Origin of the sequence: Streptomyces sp. NBC_01003 (genome assembly GCF_045162695.1) — a bacterium.
In the GTDB taxonomy this organism is placed as follows: Bacteria; Actinomycetota; Actinomycetes; order Streptomycetales; family Streptomycetaceae; genus Streptomyces.
Window position 1 is genome coordinate 10,259,157 of the sequence record NZ_CP108707.1, and the last position, 18,890, is coordinate 10,278,046.

An 18,890-nucleotide genomic window follows, 5' to 3' on the forward strand; every position below is an offset into this window, starting at 1 on the left:
CATGACCTTCACCCGTTTCACCGACCTCAGCGGACCGTCGGTCACCGGCCTGTCCGCCGACACCGTGGCCGTCCTTCCCGTCGGCGCGATCGAACAGCACGGGCCCCATCTTCCCGTCGCCACCGACTACTTCATGGCGCAGGCGATAGCGGAGGGCGCCTCCCTGGCCGCATCCGACAGCTGCGACATCACGCTGCTGCCGGGCCTCGCGTACACCAAATCCGACGAACACGCCTGGTCGCCCGGGACGCTGTGGCTCAGCGCCACGACGCTCTTCGCGGTACTGGACGACCTGGGACGCTCTCTCGCCAAGGGGCCCGTCCGGCGGCTCGCGTTCCTCAACGCCCACGGCGGTAACAGCGCGCTGTTGGGAGTCGCCCTGCGCGAACTCCGCACCAAATACGGCCTGTCCACGTTCCTGCTGCACGCCTCGCTCCCTGCGGACCAGGGCGGCGCGTCCCCGTCCGGCGAGCTGGGTCTGGGGGTACACGGAGGGCTGAAGGAGACCGCGGCGATGCTCCACCTCCACCCGGAGACGGTGGACATGTCGCTCGCCGAGCGGAGTGTCCCCGAGCACCTGACCGACTACGAGCACATCGGCTTCGGCAAGTCCGTCTCCTTCGGCTGGACGAGCGACGACTTCGGCACCGGCAACGGCGTCATAGGCGACCCCACCGGAGCCACCCCCGAACTCGGCCGCAAGCTCGTCGACACCGCCATCGCCACCAACGCGGCCGCGCTGCGCGAATGCGCCCGCTTTCTGCCTTCTGCCTGAACGCCCGACGTCAAGGACACCCGCCATGGCCATCCCCCCGCTCCACAAGCCGCTCAGCAAGATCACCGCCCACCACATCACCGAAGGTGACACGGTCAAGCTCGCCGTCCTCACCGGACCGGCCGACGGCTCACCGACCACCGTCGTGTTCGAGGTGTGGGAGCCGGGCGGTGCCCAGCCGCTCAACTGGCACCCCGAGTCCGTGGAGACCTTCGTGGTGCTCGCGGGCGAGGGCCGTGCTGTCAGCGACGAGCATGAACGCGACCTCGCACCGGGCGACGTACTCGTCCTGCCCGTCGGCTCCAAGCACCGGATCACCAACTCCTCGGCCACCGAGCGGCTCTACGCCCTCACGGTCATGTCCCCCGACGAGGGCTTCGCCGACCTGATCCAGCGCGGCCCCTTCGCGGTCCTCGACGACGCGGACCTGGCAGTCCTCGGAGCCGCCCGATGAGCGAGCTGCTCGACGCCTTCTGGTCGTACGAACAGGCCCTCTGCGCCAATGACGTGGCAGGCCTCGACCACTGGTTCCTGGACGCCCCGGAAACGGTGCGCGCCGAAGGCTCGATGGTGCTGAGCGGGCACGAGGCCATCTCGGACTTCCGTCGCAACCGCGGCAAAGGAGCCCCAGCCCGTACGGTCGAGCGCGTCCACGAGGTGCCAGTCACCGAGGGCGTCGCCGTACTGATCGCCGAAACGGTGCGGGCCGGCGGGGCACGAGGGCTGCAGACCCAGGTGTGGCAGCTGACGGGGGAGGGTTGGCGGATCGCGGCCGCGCACGTCAGCGCGGTGCCGGGCCCACCGGCGGACGAGACGCCGGACCCCGCGGTGTGGCGCGTGGTGGGGGAGCCGTTGGTCGCCGGGGCGGGGGAGGGGCCGCTCGCCGGCCTGCGTACCGCGGTCAAGGACCTCTTCGCCGTCGCCGGACAGCGGATCGGCGGCGGCAACCCCCAGTGGCTGGCCGAAGCGCCGGTGGAGTCCCAACACGCAGACGCTGTAGCGAAATTGCTCGGCGCGGGGGCCCAGCTCGCCGGGATCGCGCAGACCGACGAACTCGCCTTCAGCCTCGCCGGCGCCAACACCCACTACGGCACCCCGGTCAATCCCTCCGCCCCCGGCCGGATCACCGGCGGCTCCAGCAGCGGCCCGGCGGCGGCGGTCGCCCGCGGTTGGGCGGACCTGGGCCTGGCCACGGACACCGCGGGCTCGATCCGGGTGCCCGCCTCCTACTGCGGGCTCTACGGCTGGCGTCCCACCCACGGATCCGTCCCGACCGGCGGCCTGCTCCCGCTGGCTCCCTCCTTCGACACGGTGGGACTGCTCGCCCGTCACCCGGACCTGTTGCGCGCGGCGGCCAAAGTGCTGCTGCCCGCACGGGAAACGGCCCCCGTCACCATGCTCCTCGTCGACGACGCCCTCACCGCGCTCGCCGAGCCGGAGGTCAGGGCCTCGTTCGAGGCGGTGTGCCGGGCACTCGCGCTCCGTACCGGTCTGGAGCTCGTACGGACTGACACCGGCATGGCGCATTACCTGGAGGAGTGGCTGCCCGCCTTCCGTACCGTCCAGGCGGCCGAGGCCTGGACCGCGCATGGGCAGTGGATCGAGAAGCACCCGGGCGCACTGGGATCCGACATCGAGGCCCGGTTCGCGGGAGGCAGCCGCATCACGGACCACGAAATGCGTGACGCCAATTCCCGTCTCACCGCAGCGCGTTCGGTCATCGCGGAAGCCCTCTCACCCGGCGCCGCGCTCCTTCTCCCCACCACGAGCAGCCCGGCTCCTCGCGCTGACGCAACACTGGCCGAGGTCGAGACCGTACGAGCCGCAACCCTCCGCCTCGCCTGCCTCGCTTCGCTCGCCGGGCTGCCCGCCGTCACCATGCCCCGGTTGCGAGTCCGTGACTTGCCCGTCGGACTCTGCGCGATCGGCGCTCCTGGCATGGACCACGCCCTCCTGGAGCTGACCCATGCATGAACTCGGTCCCAACTCCCGCAACTCCTGGCGCGCGGACCCCAAGCATGTCGACCTCCGCCGCCCACAGCGTCCCTCCCGTCCCATAACCGTGGACGCACTGCCTCAGATGCTGACGCTCGACCTGGCCTCAACGGCGATCGTCGTCATCGACATGCAGAACGACTTCTGCTCGCCCGACGGCTGGCTGGCCTCGATCGGCGTGGACGTGTCCCCGGCGCGCACCCCCATCCCCGTGCTTCAGCGGCTCCTTCCCGCCCTCCGGGCGGCCGACGTCCCGGTTGTCTGGCTCAACTGGGGCAACCGCCCCGACCGCGCAAACCTCCCACCCGGCGTCCTCCACGTCTACGACCAGGATGGCACCGGAGGCGGCCTCGGCTCCCAACTGCCCACCGGGGCAAGAGTCCTGGAACGCGACAGCGCCTCCGCCGACATCACCGCACCCCTCTGTGCGGCACCCGGCGACCTGCACATCGCCAAGTACCGCATGAGCGGCTTCCAGGACACCGAACTCGACAGCGTCCTGCGCAATCTCCGCGCCGACACACTCTTCTTCGCCGGAGTCAACGCCGACCAGTGCGTCCTTGCCACCCTCATGGACGCGGCGAACCTCGGCTATGACGTGCTGATGCTGGAGGACGCGGTGGCCACCACCTCACCCGCGTACTGCATGGACGCCACCGTCTACAACGTCCGCCAGTGCTTCGGCTTCACCCTCACCGCCGCCGACCTTCAGGATGCCCTGTGACCCTCCCCCCGGGTGCAGATCCTTCACCTGGCCGTGGCCGCTGTCATGTTGTACCGACGCCGGTCTTCCGCCCTCATGGCAGGCGTGACGAGCCCGGGTCCAGTTCCTTCGCCTACGGCCGTTCCTGAGCCTCTCAGCTCTTCGTTGCCTTTGCGCGGGACGGGCCGCACGCTGCGTACGGATGCAGCGGGGTGACCACGACCAGCCTCAGCCGGGGAGCCCCGTCCCTGCTCATGCCGTCACCGTACGACCGGACCGAACGCTTACCCAGAGCCGCGCGGGAAGGGGCTGTCGCGTCGCAGACGGCCCTCCGGAGAGCAAGGACCTTCAACGGTTCGGGCCAAGATGACCGGGTTGCTGAGAGCTGCCATGTGGCACCTTTCACGTCGCGGACCTCGGTGCGAATGAACGCCGATTCTTCAGCGCTGACGCGCCACCCCACGGTGCCCGATCCTGTGTCGGGCAGTGATTCGGAAGTTGCCCGGGAGAGGCCAGGCGGACGAATCGTCGGCCAGGACGCCGACGTGAGCAACCCGCAGGACGATTCGTCCTTGCGGAGGCCTGCGCAGGTCAAGACGCAACCGCGGGGTCGTCGGCCTGCTGAGGTCAAGTCCCGTGGCGGGCAGGCCAAGGTGGCATCGTGACAGGTGACCACGGACGCCGGTCCTGTCCGGGTCCCGACATGTGGTGCCACGCCCTCCTGGAACGCGCCGGGTCCGTGGCCGCAACGCGGGCGAAACACACCATCCTTATGGTCTTCCGCACACCGGTCATGGCTGCAACGGCCGGCGCGTGACCGGCCCAAGTCGGCGCTAACCAGCCATCTTCCACCGCCTTTTCGAGGGAGGACCGATGGCTGCACAGACGCACGCCACCGACAGCCTGTCCCACCCCGGCCCCGACGACCACCGGCCCGCCTCTGGGCAATCGGCTCCGCATCCGGTGGACGCCCGGCCGCCCCTGCGCCGGATGGTGCCCCTGAGCCTGCAACATCTGCTGGTGTCGTACTCGGGCATGGCGACGATGCCGCTGCTCGTGGGCGTCGCGCTGGACCTGCCTGAGGACCGCATCCGTATGCTGATCAGTGCGAACCTTTTGGTCAGCGGGCTGGCCACGCTGCTGCAGAGCCTGGGCGTCAAGTGGGTGGGCGCCCGGCTCCCGATCGTCATGGGGTCGACGTTCACGGCGATCACTCCGGCGATACTCATCGGGCGGGAGCACGGCCTGGCCGCGGTGTTCGGGGCGACCGTCGTCGCCGGGCTGGTGACCGTGGCCGTCGCGCCCTGGTTCGGCCGCTGCCTGCATCTCTTCCCGCCGCTGGTCACCGGCACGGTCATCGCGGTGATCGGCTTCTCCCTGGTGCCTTCGGCGGCGGGCCTGATCACCGGTTCGGGCTCGGGCGGCGGCACCGGAGCGAAGGGGCTGGCCCTGGCCGCGGCGACCATCGCCCTCGTGGTCTTGGTCGAGCGGCTGACGCCGCCCGCGCTGGCCCGCTTCTCCGTCCTGTTCGCGCTGGCCGCCGGGACCCTTCTCGCGTTTCCCCTGGGCCTGTTCGACGGTTCCGGCGTCATGGACGCCGACGCCGTGGCCCGGCCGGATGTCACGGCGTTCGGCGCCCCGACCTTCGTCGTGCCCGCCGTCATCGCCATGCTCGTCGTGCAACTGGTCAACATGGTCGAGTCGGTGGGCGACACCCTCGCTGTCGGCAGGATCGCCGGGCGCGGCGACGACCAGAAGACCGTCGTACGGGCGCTGCGTGCCGACGGTGCGGCGACGGTCCTCTCCGGCGGACTGTCGTCCTTCCCCATCGTGACGTTCGGTCAGTCCGTCGGACTGCTCAGTGTCACCCGGGTGATGAGCCGTCACGTGGTCGCCCTGTCCGGGGCGATGATGGTCGTGCTCGCCTTCTTCCCCGTGTTGGGAGCCGCGGTGGCAGTGGTACCGGGCCCGGTGCTCGGTGCCGTCTCGGTGATCATCTTCGGCACGGTCGGGGCGGTCGGCCTGCGCATTCTCGCGGAGGCCGACCTGGGGGACGGCCGCAACCTGCTGACCGCCGCACTCGCTTTCGGCCTGGGCATGCTCCCGGTCGGCGCTCCGGACGTCTATGCCGCTCTGCCCGTCACCCTCCGCACCGTCCTGGACAGTGGTATCGCCATGACAGGGCTGGTCGCCTTCACGCTGAACTTCCTCTTCCACCATGCCGGGTCCCGGCCCGCGTCGCGGCTCTCGCCGCCCGGCGACGCCAGTGCGGAAAGGACCTCCTGATGCACCACATCGACACCCTCACGAACGCCACCGTGTGGAGCGACGGACAGTGGCTCGAGTCCCGTGACGTGCATGTCGCGGACGGACGCGTGACGGCCGTGACGGCCGCCGGAGAACTGCCGCACGGGACAAGGGTGGTGGACGCCGCGGGCGGCCATGTCACCCCTGGGCTCGTCAACACGCACACGCATCTGTTCCAGGCGGTCATGCGTGGGATCGGGGAGGGACAGCCGCTGCTGTCATGGCTGCGCGAGGTCGGTGACGAGACAGCCGCCATCAGCCCCGAGCGGGCGTACGCGGCGGCCGCGGCGGCGGCGACGGAAGCCCTGCGCGGCGGTACGACCACCCTCGTAGAGCACATGTGGCCGCATCCGTCGACCGAAGTGCACGGCGCCGTGCTGCGCGCCCTGCGCGACACCGGGATCAGGGCGGTGGTCTGCCGCGGCGTGGCCGACCGCGCCGACCCGACCCGTAAGTGGGGCTTCGATCCGCGCCTCATGGAGCCCCTTGACGACGTATTCGCGCACGTCGACAAGCTGGCCGCCGAAGTGGCTTCCGATGGGACCGGGAGTCGGCTCTCCCTGGGGCTGGCCGTTCCCAACCCCCGCTCCCTTACGGTCGAGGGGATGAGAGCCGTCCGCGGCTACGCGGAGGAACACGGTCTCCCGGTGTCGATCCATCTCCTGGAGACGGCGACGGACGAGACGATGTGCCGGCAGCACACCGGTCTGGGCGCCGTCGAGTACCTGGAGCGGGCCGGGTTCCTGTGGGACCGGCTGCTCGCGGTGCACTGCGTGGAACTGGACGACGCGGGTCGGGCGCGGCTCGCCCGGCACGGCGTCGGGGTCTCCTACAACCCGCTCAGCAACATGCGTCTGGGCAGCGGCATCGCACCGGTGCCGGCGATGCTGGCGGCGGGGCTGCGCGTGGGCCTCGGCGTGGACGGAGCGGCGAGCAACGACACCCAGGACATCCTGGAGGCGATGCGGATCGGCGCCTACCTCCAGCGCGCGGCACACCGGCGGGCGGATCTGCTCGGCTTCGAGCAGATGATCGGGATCGCCACGAGCGGCGCCAACGACGTGCTGGGGCTGGAGTCCGCGGCTTCCGGCGTGGTCCCGGGCATACCGGCCGATCTGGTCGTGCACCGCTTCGACCGTGACTTCGCGTGCCTGCCGGTGCGCGACCCCGGCGCGACGCTGCTGACCTGCGCAGGAAGCCGCACCGTGGACACGGTCGTGGTGGCCGGGGACGCGGTGCTGCGCGGGGGCCTCAGCCTCCGGCTGAGCGAGGAGTCGCTCGCGGACGCGCTGCGGGGCTGACCAAGTGCGGGGGTGAGGAGCGGTGCGCGGCTCCCCACCCCGTTCTTGCATGTCTTACACGGGCGTAACGCCCCGACGCCGCAAGGAAACACAGCAGCGGAAGGCTTTCCCCATCGCGCATGGTTCACATGCCAGCCCACGGCGCGGAGCCCACCGACGGGATCCCTTCGCGACCGTGCCCGCGGACCTCTGAGTGTCCGCGGTGGGGACTGCAGGGGCGGTGACTGCATCCCGAGAGGGACCACACCCCACGGGAGTTGCAGCCGCGATGAATGAGACGACGTACACCCTCGCCGAGCTCGACAGGGAAACCCGCATGGGCGGTGCGGGCAAGGAGACCGCCGACCGGGAGATCCGGCGCATCGACCTTTCCGACTTCGACAGGCGCAGGGCCGAGATCACTGAGGAACTGTGGGCCGCGGCCATCGACATCGGATTCTTCCAGCTCGTCAACCACGGCATCGAACAGCCTCTGGTGGACCGCGCCTTCGCCGATGCCAGGCATTTCTTCGCCCTGCCGGAGGACGTCAAGGGAAGGCACCGGCTGATGAAGGGCCGCAACGCCGGCTGGGAGTCGATGACGCAGGTCAGGCCGTCGGTCAAGACACCCGACCAGAAGGAGTCGTACCAGGTCACGCGGCCGCACATGGCCGGGCTGTGGCCCGACGACGTGCTGCCGGACTTCCGGGCCCAGACGCTGGCCTTCGAGGCGCGGTGCCGCGAAGTCGCCATGCGCGTGCTGTCCTGCTTCGCCGAACGGCTCGGCTTCGAGCGGGACTTCTTCGGCCGTGCTCACGACCTGGCGAGCGACAGTCACCAGTCGACGCTGCGCATGCTCCACTACTTCGCGATCCCCGAGGACGCCGAGCTGGACCCGAACGTGTGGCGGGCCGCAGCGCACACCGACTTCGACTGCCTCACCCTGCTTTTCCAGCGGGACGGCGAGGGCGGCCTCCAGGTCTGCCCAGGCAGGGAGGCCGAGGCACAGGAGTGGACGCCCGTGGTGCCCGCGGCCGACGTCATCACCTGCAACATCGGGGACATGCTCATGCGCTGGAGCGACGACCGGTTGCCGTCCAACTTCCACCGCGTGAAGTCACCAGGACCGGATGACGACCGCGGGGCCCGCTACAGCATCGCCTACTTCGCGCAGGCCGACCGGAACGTCGTGATCGAAGGCCCGGAGAGGCGCTATCCCTCGATCACCGCAGGGGACTACATCCAGCAGCGCATAGCCGCCAACTTCGCGCGATAGGGGAAGCCGTCGTGATGATGTCCTCCAAGCCGAGGGCGCCGTTCGGGCGGCTCGCCGTGCTGGGCCTCCAGCACGTCCTCGTGATGTATACGGGATGTGTCACCGTGCCGCTCGTCTTCGGCGCGGCCGCCGGGCTGGACGCCTCGACCATAGCTCTGCTCATCAACGCCGACCTGCTGGTCGCGGGCGTCATCACGGTGATCCAGGGCGCGGGCGTCGGACGGGTGCTCGGCGTCCGCATGCCCGTGATGGCCGGCGCGGCCTTCACCGCCGTGACCCCGATGATCCTTATCGCGGGGAACTACGGACTGCAGGCCGTGTACGGATCGATGCTCGCGGCCGGAGTCTTCGGCATGCTCGTCGCCTGACCCTTCGCCAAGGCCGTGCGGTTCTTCCCGCCGCTGGTCAGCGGCGCCGTGATCACGGTGGTCGGTCTTTCGCTGATCGGCGTGGGCGTCGGTCTGGTCGTCGGCAACGACCCGAAGGCGCCGGACCACGCGGCGCCCTCGCGACTCGCCCTCGCCGCGTTCGTGATCGTCGTGATCCTGCTGGTGGCGCGGTTCGGGCGCGGATTCCTGGCACAGATGGGTGTGCTCCTGGGACTGCTGGCCGGCACGGCCGTGGCAATTCCCCTTGGTCTGGTGGACTTGACCGCCGCCCGTTCCGCCGACTGGATCGGGGTGAGCGCGCCCTTCCACTTCGGTGCGCCGGCCTTTCCGCCGGTCGCCGTGCTGTCCATGTGCGTGGTGATGCTCGTGCTCTTCGCGGAGTCGACGGCCGATCTCATCGCCGTCGCGGAACTCACCGGCAAGCGGCTCACCACCGGGGACATGGCACGCGGACTGGCGGCCGACGGCCTGTCGGGCGTGCTGGGCGGAGCGATGAACGCCTTTATCGACACTGTCTTCGCGCAGAATGTCGGGCTCGTGTCGATGACGCGGGTGCGCAGTCGTCATGTGGCCACGGTCGCGGGCGCCGTCCTCGTCGTGCTGGGTGCCGTGCCCAAGCTCGGCGCTGTGGTGGCCGGCCTTCCGCAGCCGGTGGTGGGCGCGGCCGGACTGGTGATGTTCGCGACCGTGGCGGCGGTCGGTATCAACACCCTGCGGAAGGTCGAGTTCGAGGGCACGAACAATCTGCTCGTCGTAGCCGTGGCGATCGGCGCCGGCATGGCCCCCGAAGTCGCGCCCGACCTGTACTCCCGCCTCCCCGACGGGTTGCAGATCGTCCTGGGATCACCGGTGACGAGCGCGACCCTGGTTGCCTTCGGCCTCAATCTGGCCTTCAACCAGGTGAGGCGGAAGAGCAGCGTGGCACTGCCCGGCGCACTCGTCGGGGACGCCGCACCAGCCAAGGTAAACCCCGTGCGCTGACGGGACGGTTGACCGGTACCACGGCAGCGAGCCGCCGTGGTACCGGCGTTGTGCGTGCGCACGGTGCAGGAGCATCTGCTCCGCCTGCGCAGGCGTTGGATATATCCGGAAACGCGACATGGCATCCACTGAAATCTGTGAGGGGGCGCGGCGCCCGCAGGCGCCGCGCCCCACCTGTCCCGGTTCAGCCGATTCAGCAGCTACTGTTCGTCTGCGTCAACAGGCCCAGGCGATACGGAAGTTGGGAGTAGTCACCCGATGCCGACGGGTCGAGCCCCTGGTACAGGAAGCGCAGCCGGCAGGGGTCGATCTCCATCGTCTGGTCGATGCCGTCGCGGACCATCTCGCCGTGGCTGATGTCCTTGGTCCAGGCGCCGCCGGGGAAGGACACGTTGGTCGAGCGGGCGAAGGGGTTCGCCTCGGTGTCGGCCAGCGGTGTCCACTGTCCGTCCAGGCCGTGCGACGTCCACGAGCGGAAGTAGCGCCGCCCGTCGCTGCCGATGGCCTCGACCAGGAGCAGGTACTGGTCGGCCGTGCCCTTGATCTTGTAGACGTTGCTCGCCTCGAAGAGGTCGAACCGGTCGTCCTGGAGGACGATCTTCGTGTTGCCGAAGCCGTTGGGGAACTCCTTGACGGTGGTTTCGGACCGGTAGAGGTGACCGTTGTCGTCCGACGAGAAGAGGTAGCACTTCTCCTCGTCGCACACGGTCCAGAAGTCGACCCAATAGCCGTTGCCGATGTTGTCCTTGATGATCTGCGGCATGGAGTCCTGGAAGTTCTTCGGCGCGCTCCAGGAGGTGGGGTCGTCGATGTCGGTCGTGGTCGAGTACGACGGCAGTCCCGTCTGGTAGACGAGGTACCACTTCTTCTTCGGGGCGAAGTAGAACGCCTGCGGCGCCGCCCGGTACCCCTTGCCGATCGCCGTGGTGTCGAGCGGGGTCTGGCGGGCCGCGCCCGCCTGCGACCAGTCGGTGAAGGTCGTCTGCACCAGGCTCCAGCCGCCGGAGGTGTCGGCGGTCGTGGCGAAGACGTGCCACTTCCCCTTGTAGCGGACGACCGACGGGTCCTTGACCGAGACCACGGGGTGCGTGGCATCGGGCTGCGGCGCGATCAGCGGACCGCTGGACGACCAGGTGAAGGACGACGTCAGGTCCTCCCCCTTCGCCGTGGCGGCGGGGGCCGCGCCGAGCGCGACGAGCAGCGCGCCCACGGCGGCGAGCACGGAGACGAGGGCTCTTCGCCCGCGCACGCCCGTCACTTCTTCCGCTTCGCGGCCACGAGCGCGTTCACGATCGCGTCGTACGCGGGCTTGTGCTGCAGGTTCTCGTCCCAGGGCAGCGCGGCGCCCTCGCCCTCGAAGACCGACGGGATCCACGAGTGCCGGTCGGAGTAGCCCCACACCGTGATGCCCACACACCGCCGAACAGCGAGGCAGGCACTGGTGGCCCGCCCGTAGAAGTCGGCCTGTTGGGCCAGCTTGGCGTCGTCCGCCGGGAGGATCATGCGGATGTCGAGCTCAGTGAGAGCGACGTCGAGACCGAGGTCCGCGAAGCGCTGGATGTTCTGCTGCATCTGGTAGGGGAAGCCGTACTGCAGCGCGAGGTGCGCCTGCATGCCGAAGCCGTCGATCGGTACACCGTCCGCCTTGAGCTGCTTGATCAGCGTGTAGTAGGCGTCCGACTTCGCCCCGATTCCTTCGACGTTGTAGTCGTTGAGGTACAGCTTGACCTCGGGGTCGGCGGTGTGCGCCCAGCGCAGGGCGTCGGCGATGTAGCCGGGGCCGAGGGTCTTGTAGAAGATGTTCTCCCGGTACGTGCCGTCCTCGTTCATGATCTCGTTGGCGACGTCCCAGGCGAAGACTTTACCCTTGTAATGCTGGACGACGTTCGTGATGTGGTTCTTGAGGATCGAGCGCAGTTCGTCGGCGGTCCAGGTGCCGTCCGTCAGCCAGCTCGGCAGCTGGCTGTGCCACAGCAGGGTGTGGCCTCGGACCTTGAGCCCCTTCGCGACGGCGTAGTCGACGATCTCGTCGCCGGCCGTGAAGTCGAAGACGCCGCGCTGGGGTTCGGTGGCGTACCACTTCATGGCGTTGCCGGGGGTGGTGGTGCCGAACTCGGTGCCGAGCAGATCGGCGTACGGGATGTCGGCGAGCTCCGGGTTGTCGACGGCTGAGCCGACGTAACGGCCGGTCTGCCGGGCGAGGGAGTCCAGCGTCGCGGCCTTGTGGCGGTCGGCGTCGGCGTGGGCGGCCGGGGCGGCGAGGCCGCCGAGGAGCAGGGCCGCGCCGACAGCGGAGGCGGCCGTTCTCGTACGGGCGCGGCGTGCGGGTGTGCGCATGATGATCTCCTCAACTGGGTTGCAGGGATGTGCGGTTGACCTTGCGCGGAACGTCGTACATGTGGTGCAGGCGCGTCACTTGACGCGTATCTCACACCGCATCCGCCGCTCGTGCCCGACCTCCCGCTCCGCCCCCGTCAGGGTGAGCGGCACGGTGTGGTGGACGTGTTCGCTGGATGCGGCGACGCGCAGTTCGAGGGCTCCGGGTTCGACGACGCGGCGGCCGTCGGCGCCGGTGTACGCGGCGAGGTCGGCCGGGAACGTCGCGTGGACTTCGGCGGACGCACCGGCGTCAAGCGTGACGCGGGCGTAGCCGACGAGCCGGGCCTCGGGGCGGGCGACGGAGCCCACGGGGTCGTGGAGGTAGAGCTGGACGACCTCGGTGCCGGACCGCTCGCCGGTGTTGCGGACGGTGAGGCGGATCGACGCCTCGCCGTCGGTGGGCAGTTCGGGGGCCTCGCACTCGGGGGTGTCCCAGGTGAACTCCGTGTAGGACAGGCCGTGCCCGAACGGGAACAGGGGTGTCGGGTCCACGGTGCTGGGGAAGCCGTGGCGGCCGAGCGGCGGAGCGAGGTACGGGGCGGGCTGGCCGCCGGGGCTGCGGGGCACGGCGACGGGGAGCCGCCCGGACGGCTCGACCCGTCCGGACAGGACGCCCGCGACGGCGCCGCCGCCCTCCTGTCCGGGGAAGAACGCCTGGACGACCGCCGTGGCCCGGTCGGCCCAGCGGCCGAGCGCGTAGGGCCTGCCGCTGAGTACGACGATGACGACCGGCGCACCACAGGCCATCGCCTCGTCGAGCAACTCGGCCTGCCCATACGGCAGTTCCAGGTCCTCGGCGTCACAGCCCTCGCCTGACGAGCCGCGCCCGAACAGGCCCGAGCGGTCCCCGACCACGGCCAGGCAGACATCGGCGCCGGCCGGATCGTCGACGAACACGGCGTCCGGCAGCTCGGTGCGCAGCGCCTCGGCGAGTGTCGGCACCTCGACACCGGTCGGCAGGTCGGGGTGGTGGATTCCGACGTGCCGGGGGAACGTGTAGCAGCCGAGCATGGCGGCCTGTTCGTGGGCGAGCGGGCCGACGAGCCCGATGCGCAGCCCGTCGCTCAGCGGCAGCGCCCCGGAGTCGTTGGCGAGCAGGACGACCGACTCCTGGGCGACCTTCTGCGCCAGCTCCCGCATGTGTGGGGGGTTCAGATCGACGGGCGCGCCGCCCGTGACGGGCTCCCAGTCGGGGTCGAGCAGCCCCAGTTCGCACTTCTGCGTGAGGACGCGCAGCGCGGCCCGGTCGAGCAGTTCCTCGGGGAGCGGGTCCGCGGGGCTGAAGCAGCGGGCCGCGGGCAGCTCCACGTCGACGCCGGCGGTGAGGGCGAGTCGCGCCGCGCCGGCCTCCCCGTCGGCGACACGGTGCGCCTCCTCGAGCAGGGAGACGCCGTAGTAGTCCGAGACCACGGTTCCGGTGAACTCCCATTGTTCGCGCAGGAGGTGGGTGAGCAGCCACGTGTGGGCGTGGGCGGGCAGGCCGTCGATGTCGTTGTAGGCGGGCATCACGGAGCGGGCGCCACCGTCGCGCAGCGCCATCTCGAACGGCGGCAGGATCACGTCGGCGAGTTCGCGCGGGCCGATCGAGGCGGGCGCGTGGTTGCGGGCGGCGCGCGAGGCCGAGTACCCCGCGAAGTGCTTGAGGGTGGCGACGATCCCGGCGGCCTCCAGGCCGCGCACATACGCGGTGCCGATGGTGCCGACCAGGTACGGGTCCTCGCCGATGGCTTCTTCGGTGCGGCCCCAGCGTGCGTCCCGTACGACGTCCATGACCGGGGCGAGCCCCTGGTGGATGCCGACCGCGCGCATCGACGTACCGATGGCCTGCGCCATCTCCGTCACCAGAGCGGGGTCGAAGGTGGCGCCCCAGGCCAGCGGGGTCGGGAAGACAGTGGCCTGCCAGGCGGTGAAGCCGGTCAGGCACTCCTCGTGGGCGAGCGCGGGCAGGGCGAACCGGTTGCCGGCGCGGATGGTGCGTTGCAGTTCGGCGAGGCGGGCCGCGCCCTCGGCGGGTTCGACGGGAACCGTGGCGAAGGGGCGGGTGAGCTGGCCGAGCCCGTACGGAAGGAGCGCGTCGAGGGCGGCGCTGCGGGCCGCGTAGGTGTTCTGGCCAGGGGCGACATCGGCGCCGTCGGTGTCAGCGCCGATCCATACGCTGGAAAGCTGGGCGGTCTTCTCCTCGGTGGTCATCCGGGCGAGCAGGTCCGCCGCCCGGACGTGGGCGGGCAGGGTGGTGTCCTGCCAGGGCTTGACCATGGAACTCCTCAAGTCTGGTGCGTGCAGGGGATGTTGGCGATGCCGGGCGGGGCGGTGTCAGCCCTTGGTCGCGCCCATGGTGATGCCGCCGATCAGCTGCCGTTCAGCGACCGCGTAGAAGCCGAGCGCGGGAATCATGGACAGCACGAGATAGGCGAAGACGCGGGCCACGTCGGTCGAGTACTGGCCCTGGAACTGCTGGACACCGACCGGGATCGTCCACCAGGTGGGTTCACTGAAGACGAGCAGCGGCAGCAGGAAGTTGTTCCAGCTCCCCACCACGGCAAGCACGGAGACGGTGCCGAGGGCGGGCCGCGCCATGGGCAGCAGGATCCGCCAGAAGAAGCCGAACGGGGAGCACCCGTCGAGCGTGGCAGCCTCCTCCAGCTCGCCGGGGATCTCCCGGAAGAAGCCGCGCAGGATGACGAGGGTCATGGGCAGCCCGAACGCGGCCTGCGGCAGGATCACGCCCCACGGATTGTCGAGCAGCCCGAAGGTGCGCAGCAGCACGAACAGCGGCAGGATCGCCACGGCGAACGGGAACATCAGGCCGATGGTGAAGAGAGTGAACAGCAACTCCCTTCCTTTGAAGGCGAATCGGGCGAGCGCGAACGCGGCGAGGGCGGCCGCGCCCACGGTGAGGATCGTGGTGGCGACGGCGATGAGGGTGGACGAGCCGAGCATCCGCCAGAAGGCGGTGTCGCCGAGGATGCCGGTGTAGTTGGACACCACCCAGGGGGACGGCAGTCCGAAGCTGTTGTCGGACAGCTGGTCCGTGGATTTGAAGCCGGAGATCAGCGCATACAGCAGCGGCGTCACCATGAACACGCCGACCAGCCATGCGGTCACGTACAGGGGGAAGGAGCGCAGTCGGCCCCGACGGGCCGCGCCGCGTGCGGTCAGGGTTCGGGCCGGCGTGCTCAACGGGTCGCTCGCATGTTGGTGAGAGCTCCTTCGGTGTCGCGGCGCAGCACGAACCGCTGGTAGACGAGGGCGAAGAAGAGGCTGATGAGGAACATCGCGATGCTGATCGCGCTGGCGTAGCCGACCTGGTAGCGCTTGAACCCGAACTGGAACATGGTGACGGCCATCGTCTCGGAGTGGTGGTCGGGGCCGCCCTGGGTCACCACCCACACCAGGTCGAAGAGCTGGATGGCGCCGATCACGGACAGGAAGATCGTCATCCTGATCGTGGGCCCGAGCAGCGGCAGCGTGATGTGGCGGAAGCGCTGCCAGGCGCCCGCGCCGTCGAGGCGGGCGGCCTCGTGGAGCTCGGCGGGGATGCCTTGCAGCCCGGCGAGGTAGAGCATCATGTGGAAGCCGAAGTACTTCCAGGTCATGACCAGGAAGAGCGTCGGCAGGACGCTGCCCTGTCCGGCGAACCAGAGGCCGCCGAGCCCGTCGAGGCCGATCGCTCCGAGCGCCTTGTCCGCGAGCCCCGCGTCCGGCTGGAAGATCATGGAGAACAGGACGCCGGTGATGACCTCGGACAGGACGTACGGAGCGAAGAAGAGCATCCGGTAGACGGCCCGCCCCCGCAGCTTCTGGTTCAGGAGCACGGCCATGGCGAGCGCGAACGGCAGTTGCAGGACGAGCGAGAAGGCGACGAGCACGGCGCCGCGGGAGAGGTCGCCGAGGAAGACCGGGTCGTCGAGGAGGCGGATGAAGTTGTCGAGGCCCACGAAGTCCGAGGGCGACCCGATGCCTCCCCAGTTGAAGAAGCTGACGTAGAGCGCGTACAGGATCGGGGTGAGGACGAGCAGGCAGAACAGGACGAGGGCCGGCACGGTGAAGCCGAAGGGGGTCAGCCAGTCCCGCAGCCGCCGCATCGGCGGGCGCGGGTCGGCACTCGCGCCGCTCGGCTCCTTGGCGATGTCCCGGCGGACGTCGCGCGTCTGGATGGAAGTCATCGCAGGGTCCTGGGCTACTGGCTCTTGGCGACCTGGGTGATGGAACGCGCCACTTGTTCGGGGGACTTGGAGCCGGCGATCAGCGCGGCCACCGAGTCGTTGATCTCCTGGCCGACGGCCGGCGGGTAGGCCTGGTCGAGGTAGAGCTGGAAGCCGGTGGAGGCGTTCAGCATGTCGGAGACCGCCTTGAGGTGGGGGTCGGTGAGGGCGTCCATGGAGCCCTTGTTGATCGGGATCAGGACTCCCGCCTTGACGAGCTTGCTGTCCGACTCGGCACTCATGAAGAACTTCAGGAAGTCGATGCTCTCCTTGGGCGCGCCCTTGCGCAGGGCGTAGCCGCCACCGCCGCCGAAGACGTCGGTTCCCTTGCCCTTGCCGCCCTCGACGGACGGGAACGGGAAGAAGCCGAGGTCGTTGCCGATCCCCTTGCCCTCGGCCGCCTGAACGGTGGGCGCCCACTGCCCCATCAGCTCCATCGCCGCCTTTCCGTTGCCCATCTGGGCGGCCTCGCCCGTGGGGCCCGAGAAGGCGGCGCCGAGGAAGCCCTTCTGGAACGGCTGGAGGGCGACGAGTTCCTTGACGTGTTCGCCCGCCTTGACGAAGTCGTCGCCGGTGAAGTCCTTGGCCTCGGCGGCCTTCTGCATCCCGTCGACGCCCGCGATGCGCATCGCGAGGTAGGCCCAGAAGTACATGCCGGGCCACTTGTCCTTGCCGGCGAGGGCGATCGGGGTGATGCCGGCCGACTTCAGCTTCTTGACCGTGTCGAGGAAGTCGGACCAGGTCGTGGGCGGGGCGGCGATGCCGGCCTTCTTGAAGAGGGCCTTGTTATACCAGAAGCCCACGCCGCCGATGTCGATCGGCATCGCGTACAGCTTGCCGTCGAACTGGTAGGCCTCCTTGGAGACGGGCACCAGGTCGTCGATCCACGGCTTGACGGAGTCTGTGAGGTCCTCGACGAGACCGGCGTCCACTTGCTGCTTCAGCACACCCCCGCCCCAGGTGTGGAACAGGTCCGGCAGCTTGTTGGAACTGGTCAGGGCGGTCAGCTTCGACTTGAACGCCTCGTTCTCCAGCGTCACCAGCTTGATCCGCACGTCGGGGTGGGCCTTCTCGTACGCCTTGGCCTGCTCCGCCCACAGCCGCTTGGACGGCTGGGTCGTCTGGATGTTCCACCACTCGACGACGGTGCGGCCCTGGTTGTCGGTGGACCCGGAGTCGGAGTCCCCGCAGGAAGAGAGCACCACGGTCCCCAGACCGGCGACGGTGACGGTGCCAAGGAATCTGCGGCGGGAGAAATCTGAGGCTGGCATGGCGCACCTTCCGGAAGAGATCCGAAAACTATCGGGAGATGGCCACGGAAGTTACGGACATGCGACGGGGGTGTCAACGGCCTTAACGAAAGAGGCCGTTGACACCCCCGGAGCGGTGTCTTCCGCTACGCCTCGCGCGGCGCCCCCGTACTGGCCCTGACCACGAGCTCCGTCGCCAGCTCGACGCGTGGCGACGCGGGCGCGACGTCGCGCGCGAGATCGAGGACGGCGCGGGCCGCCAACTTGCCCATATCGGAAAGGGGTTGACGCACCGTGGTGAGCGGCGGCGCGCTCCAGCGCACCTCAGGCAGGTCATCGAAGCCGACGACGCTCATGTCCTCGGGCACCCGCAGACCCCTCCGGCGCAGCGCCTCGATCGCGCCCAACGCCATCTGGTCACTGGCGGCGAAGACGGCGGTGGGCGGGTCCGCGAGATCCAGCAGCCGGTTGCAGCCCGTGAATCCGGACTCGTGGTAGAAGTCCCCAGGCACGATCAGCTCGTCCTCGACCGGCACGCCGGCGACGTCCAGGGCCGCCCGGTAGCCGTCGAGCCTGGCCCGGGAGCACAGCAGCCGGGGCGGGCCCTCGATGAAGCCGATCCGCCGGTGACCGAGGCCCAGTAGATGCTCGGTCGCGGCCATCCCGCCCGCCCAGTTGGTGGCGCCCACCGTAGGCGCATCGGTGGCGGGCGAGCCGGCCGGGTCGATCACCACCAACGGCACGCCCAGGCGGCGCAGTTCGTCGTGGAGGCCGGGTTCGAGTACGGACGTCACGAGGATCACTCCGTCGGAGGCGCGGGCCCGCAGATTGGTCATCCACTGCCGCGCGGCCCCCACCCGGTCATGGTTCGCGGAGACCACCGTGCCCACCCCGGCCTCGTGCGCGACCTCCTCGACACCGCGAATGATCTCCACGGCCCAAGGGCTGTCGAGGTCGTTGAAGACCAGGTCGAGCAGGGCCGCCCGCTCCGCCGTCGCGGCCGGCCGACGCTGGTAGCCGTGCCGGTGCAGCAGACCCTCGACTCGGGCCCGGGTGGCGGGCGAGACGTCGGAGCGCCCGTTGACGACCCGCGAGACGGTCGGCACGGACACCCCTGCCTCCCGCGCGATCTCGGTGATCGTCACCTTGGCCGGCCCGTCCGGGCTCCGCGTGGCGGCCTTGCGCTGATCGCCTTCCCCGGCCACGTTCCCCACCTCCGTCAACATGGGTATCCGGAAGACCTCCGTGTGCTTTCCGGAAAACCGTAGGACATGCCCCCGGCCTGCCGCCCGTCAAGCCCCACCCTCCACGATCCCGCGCAGCCAGGCGAGTTGGCGCCGTAAATGGGTT

At 69.8% G+C, this 18,890-nt stretch carries 14 protein-coding genes and 1 pseudogene; 8 read left to right on the plus strand and 7 right to left on the minus strand.

The window, feature by feature from the left end; all coding sequences use genetic code 11:
• Position 1 precedes the first annotated feature (1 nt).
• The 8 genes and pseudogenes from OG698_RS47455 (at position 2) to OG698_RS47490 (ending at position 9,706) form a co-directional block, all read left to right on the plus strand.
• On the plus strand, positions 2 to 775 hold the full coding sequence (locus OG698_RS47455; protein ID WP_406110644.1) for a creatininase family protein: 774 nt from the start codon (positions 2 to 4) through the stop codon (positions 773 to 775).
• A 25-nt stretch (positions 776 to 800) separates the two neighbouring features.
• Positions 801 to 1,229 carry a cupin domain-containing protein gene (locus OG698_RS47460; RefSeq protein ID WP_406110646.1) on the plus strand — a complete coding sequence of 143 codons (429 nt, stop codon included), beginning with the start codon at positions 801 to 803 and terminating at the stop codon, positions 1,227 to 1,229.
• Complete coding sequence (locus OG698_RS47465; protein WP_406110648.1) at positions 1,226 to 2,749, plus strand: amidase; 1,524 nt, start codon at positions 1,226 to 1,228, stop codon at positions 2,747 to 2,749. Before OG698_RS47460 ends, OG698_RS47465 begins: the two co-directional genes overlap by 4 nt.
• The gene (locus OG698_RS47470; protein ID WP_406110650.1) at positions 2,742 to 3,494 is read left to right on the plus strand and encodes a cysteine hydrolase family protein; all 753 of its coding nucleotides are present in this window, start codon (positions 2,742 to 2,744) and stop codon (positions 3,492 to 3,494) included. Before OG698_RS47465 ends, OG698_RS47470 begins: the two co-directional genes overlap by 8 nt.
• Positions 3,495 to 4,346: 852 nt before the next feature.
• On the plus strand, positions 4,347 to 5,759 hold the full coding sequence (locus OG698_RS47475) for a uracil-xanthine permease family protein (protein ID WP_406110652.1): 1,413 nt from the start codon (positions 4,347 to 4,349) through the stop codon (positions 5,757 to 5,759).
• The gene (locus OG698_RS47480) at positions 5,759 to 7,081 is read left to right on the plus strand and encodes an amidohydrolase family protein (RefSeq protein ID WP_406110654.1); all 1,323 of its coding nucleotides are present in this window, start codon (positions 5,759 to 5,761) and stop codon (positions 7,079 to 7,081) included. The genes OG698_RS47475 and OG698_RS47480 overlap by 1 nt, the downstream gene beginning before the upstream one ends.
• Positions 7,082 to 7,349: 268 nt before the next feature.
• Complete coding sequence (locus OG698_RS47485; protein ID WP_406110656.1) at positions 7,350 to 8,336, plus strand: isopenicillin N synthase family dioxygenase; 987 nt, start codon at positions 7,350 to 7,352, stop codon at positions 8,334 to 8,336.
• Positions 8,337 to 8,419: 83 nt separating this feature from the next.
• Positions 8,420 to 9,706, plus strand: a pseudogene (locus OG698_RS47490) (nucleobase:cation symporter-2 family protein).
• Between the two features lie 193 nt (positions 9,707 to 9,899).
• Here OG698_RS47490 and OG698_RS47495 read toward each other — a convergent pair.
• From OG698_RS47495 to OG698_RS47525, 7 genes are all read right to left on the minus strand, one after another.
• Positions 9,900 to 10,955: a non-reducing end alpha-L-arabinofuranosidase family hydrolase gene (locus OG698_RS47495; protein ID WP_406110658.1), complete on the minus strand. Its 1,056-nt coding sequence runs from the start codon at positions 10,953 to 10,955 to the stop codon at positions 9,900 to 9,902.
• A 5-nt stretch (positions 10,956 to 10,960) separates the two neighbouring features.
• On the minus strand, positions 10,961 to 12,043 hold the full coding sequence (locus OG698_RS47500; protein ID WP_406110660.1) for an endo-1,4-beta-xylanase: 1,083 nt from the start codon (positions 12,041 to 12,043) through the stop codon (positions 10,961 to 10,963).
• Between the two features lie 75 nt (positions 12,044 to 12,118).
• On the minus strand, positions 12,119 to 14,341 hold the full coding sequence (locus OG698_RS47505; RefSeq protein WP_406110662.1) for a glycoside hydrolase family 3 N-terminal domain-containing protein: 2,223 nt from the start codon (positions 14,339 to 14,341) through the stop codon (positions 12,119 to 12,121).
• A 57-nt stretch (positions 14,342 to 14,398) separates the two neighbouring features.
• Positions 14,399 to 15,163, minus strand: a complete 765-nt coding sequence (locus OG698_RS47510) for a carbohydrate ABC transporter permease (RefSeq protein ID WP_406111715.1) — start codon at positions 15,161 to 15,163, stop codon at positions 14,399 to 14,401.
• Positions 15,164 to 15,261: 98 nt separating this feature from the next.
• Positions 15,262 to 16,251, minus strand: coding sequence for a carbohydrate ABC transporter permease (locus OG698_RS47515; protein ID WP_406110664.1), 990 nt, complete (start codon positions 16,249 to 16,251; stop codon positions 15,262 to 15,264).
• Between the two features lie 14 nt (positions 16,252 to 16,265).
• The gene (locus OG698_RS47520; protein ID WP_406110666.1) at positions 16,266 to 17,561 is read right to left on the minus strand and encodes an extracellular solute-binding protein; all 1,296 of its coding nucleotides are present in this window, start codon (positions 17,559 to 17,561) and stop codon (positions 16,266 to 16,268) included.
• A gap of 125 nt (positions 17,562 to 17,686) precedes the next feature.
• Positions 17,687 to 18,745, minus strand: coding sequence for a LacI family DNA-binding transcriptional regulator (locus OG698_RS47525; RefSeq protein ID WP_406110668.1), 1,059 nt, complete (start codon positions 18,743 to 18,745; stop codon positions 17,687 to 17,689).
• Positions 18,746 to 18,890 lie beyond the last annotated feature (145 nt).

Excerpts from the sequence above, each read along its gene's own strand:
- OG698_RS47520 (WP_406110666.1), bottom strand. The coding sequence starts at position 17,561 with ATGCCAGCCTCAGATTTCTCCCGCCGCAGATTCCTTGGCACCGTCACC.
- OG698_RS47465 (WP_406110648.1), top strand. The coding sequence starts at position 1,226 with ATGAGCGAGCTGCTCGACGCCTTCTGGTCGTACGAACAGGCCCTCTGC.
- OG698_RS47500 (WP_406110660.1), bottom strand. The coding sequence starts at position 12,043 with ATGCGCACACCCGCACGCCGCGCCCGTACGAGAACGGCCGCCTCCGCT.
- OG698_RS47515 (WP_406110664.1), bottom strand. The coding sequence starts at position 16,251 with ATGACTTCCATCCAGACGCGCGACGTCCGCCGGGACATCGCCAAGGAG.
- OG698_RS47505 (WP_406110662.1), bottom strand. The coding sequence starts at position 14,341 with ATGGTCAAGCCCTGGCAGGACACCACCCTGCCCGCCCACGTCCGGGCG.
- OG698_RS47455 (WP_406110644.1), top strand. The coding sequence starts at position 2 with ATGACCTTCACCCGTTTCACCGACCTCAGCGGACCGTCGGTCACCGGC.
- OG698_RS47475 (WP_406110652.1), top strand. The coding sequence starts at position 4,347 with ATGGCTGCACAGACGCACGCCACCGACAGCCTGTCCCACCCCGGCCCC.
- OG698_RS47480 (WP_406110654.1), top strand. The coding sequence starts at position 5,759 with ATGCACCACATCGACACCCTCACGAACGCCACCGTGTGGAGCGACGGA.
- OG698_RS47460 (WP_406110646.1), top strand. The coding sequence starts at position 801 with ATGGCCATCCCCCCGCTCCACAAGCCGCTCAGCAAGATCACCGCCCAC.
- OG698_RS47470 (WP_406110650.1), top strand. The coding sequence starts at position 2,742 with ATGCATGAACTCGGTCCCAACTCCCGCAACTCCTGGCGCGCGGACCCC.
- OG698_RS47510 (WP_406111715.1), bottom strand. The coding sequence starts at position 15,163 with ATGGTGACGCCGCTGCTGTATGCGCTGATCTCCGGCTTCAAATCCACG.
- OG698_RS47485 (WP_406110656.1), top strand. The coding sequence starts at position 7,350 with ATGAATGAGACGACGTACACCCTCGCCGAGCTCGACAGGGAAACCCGC.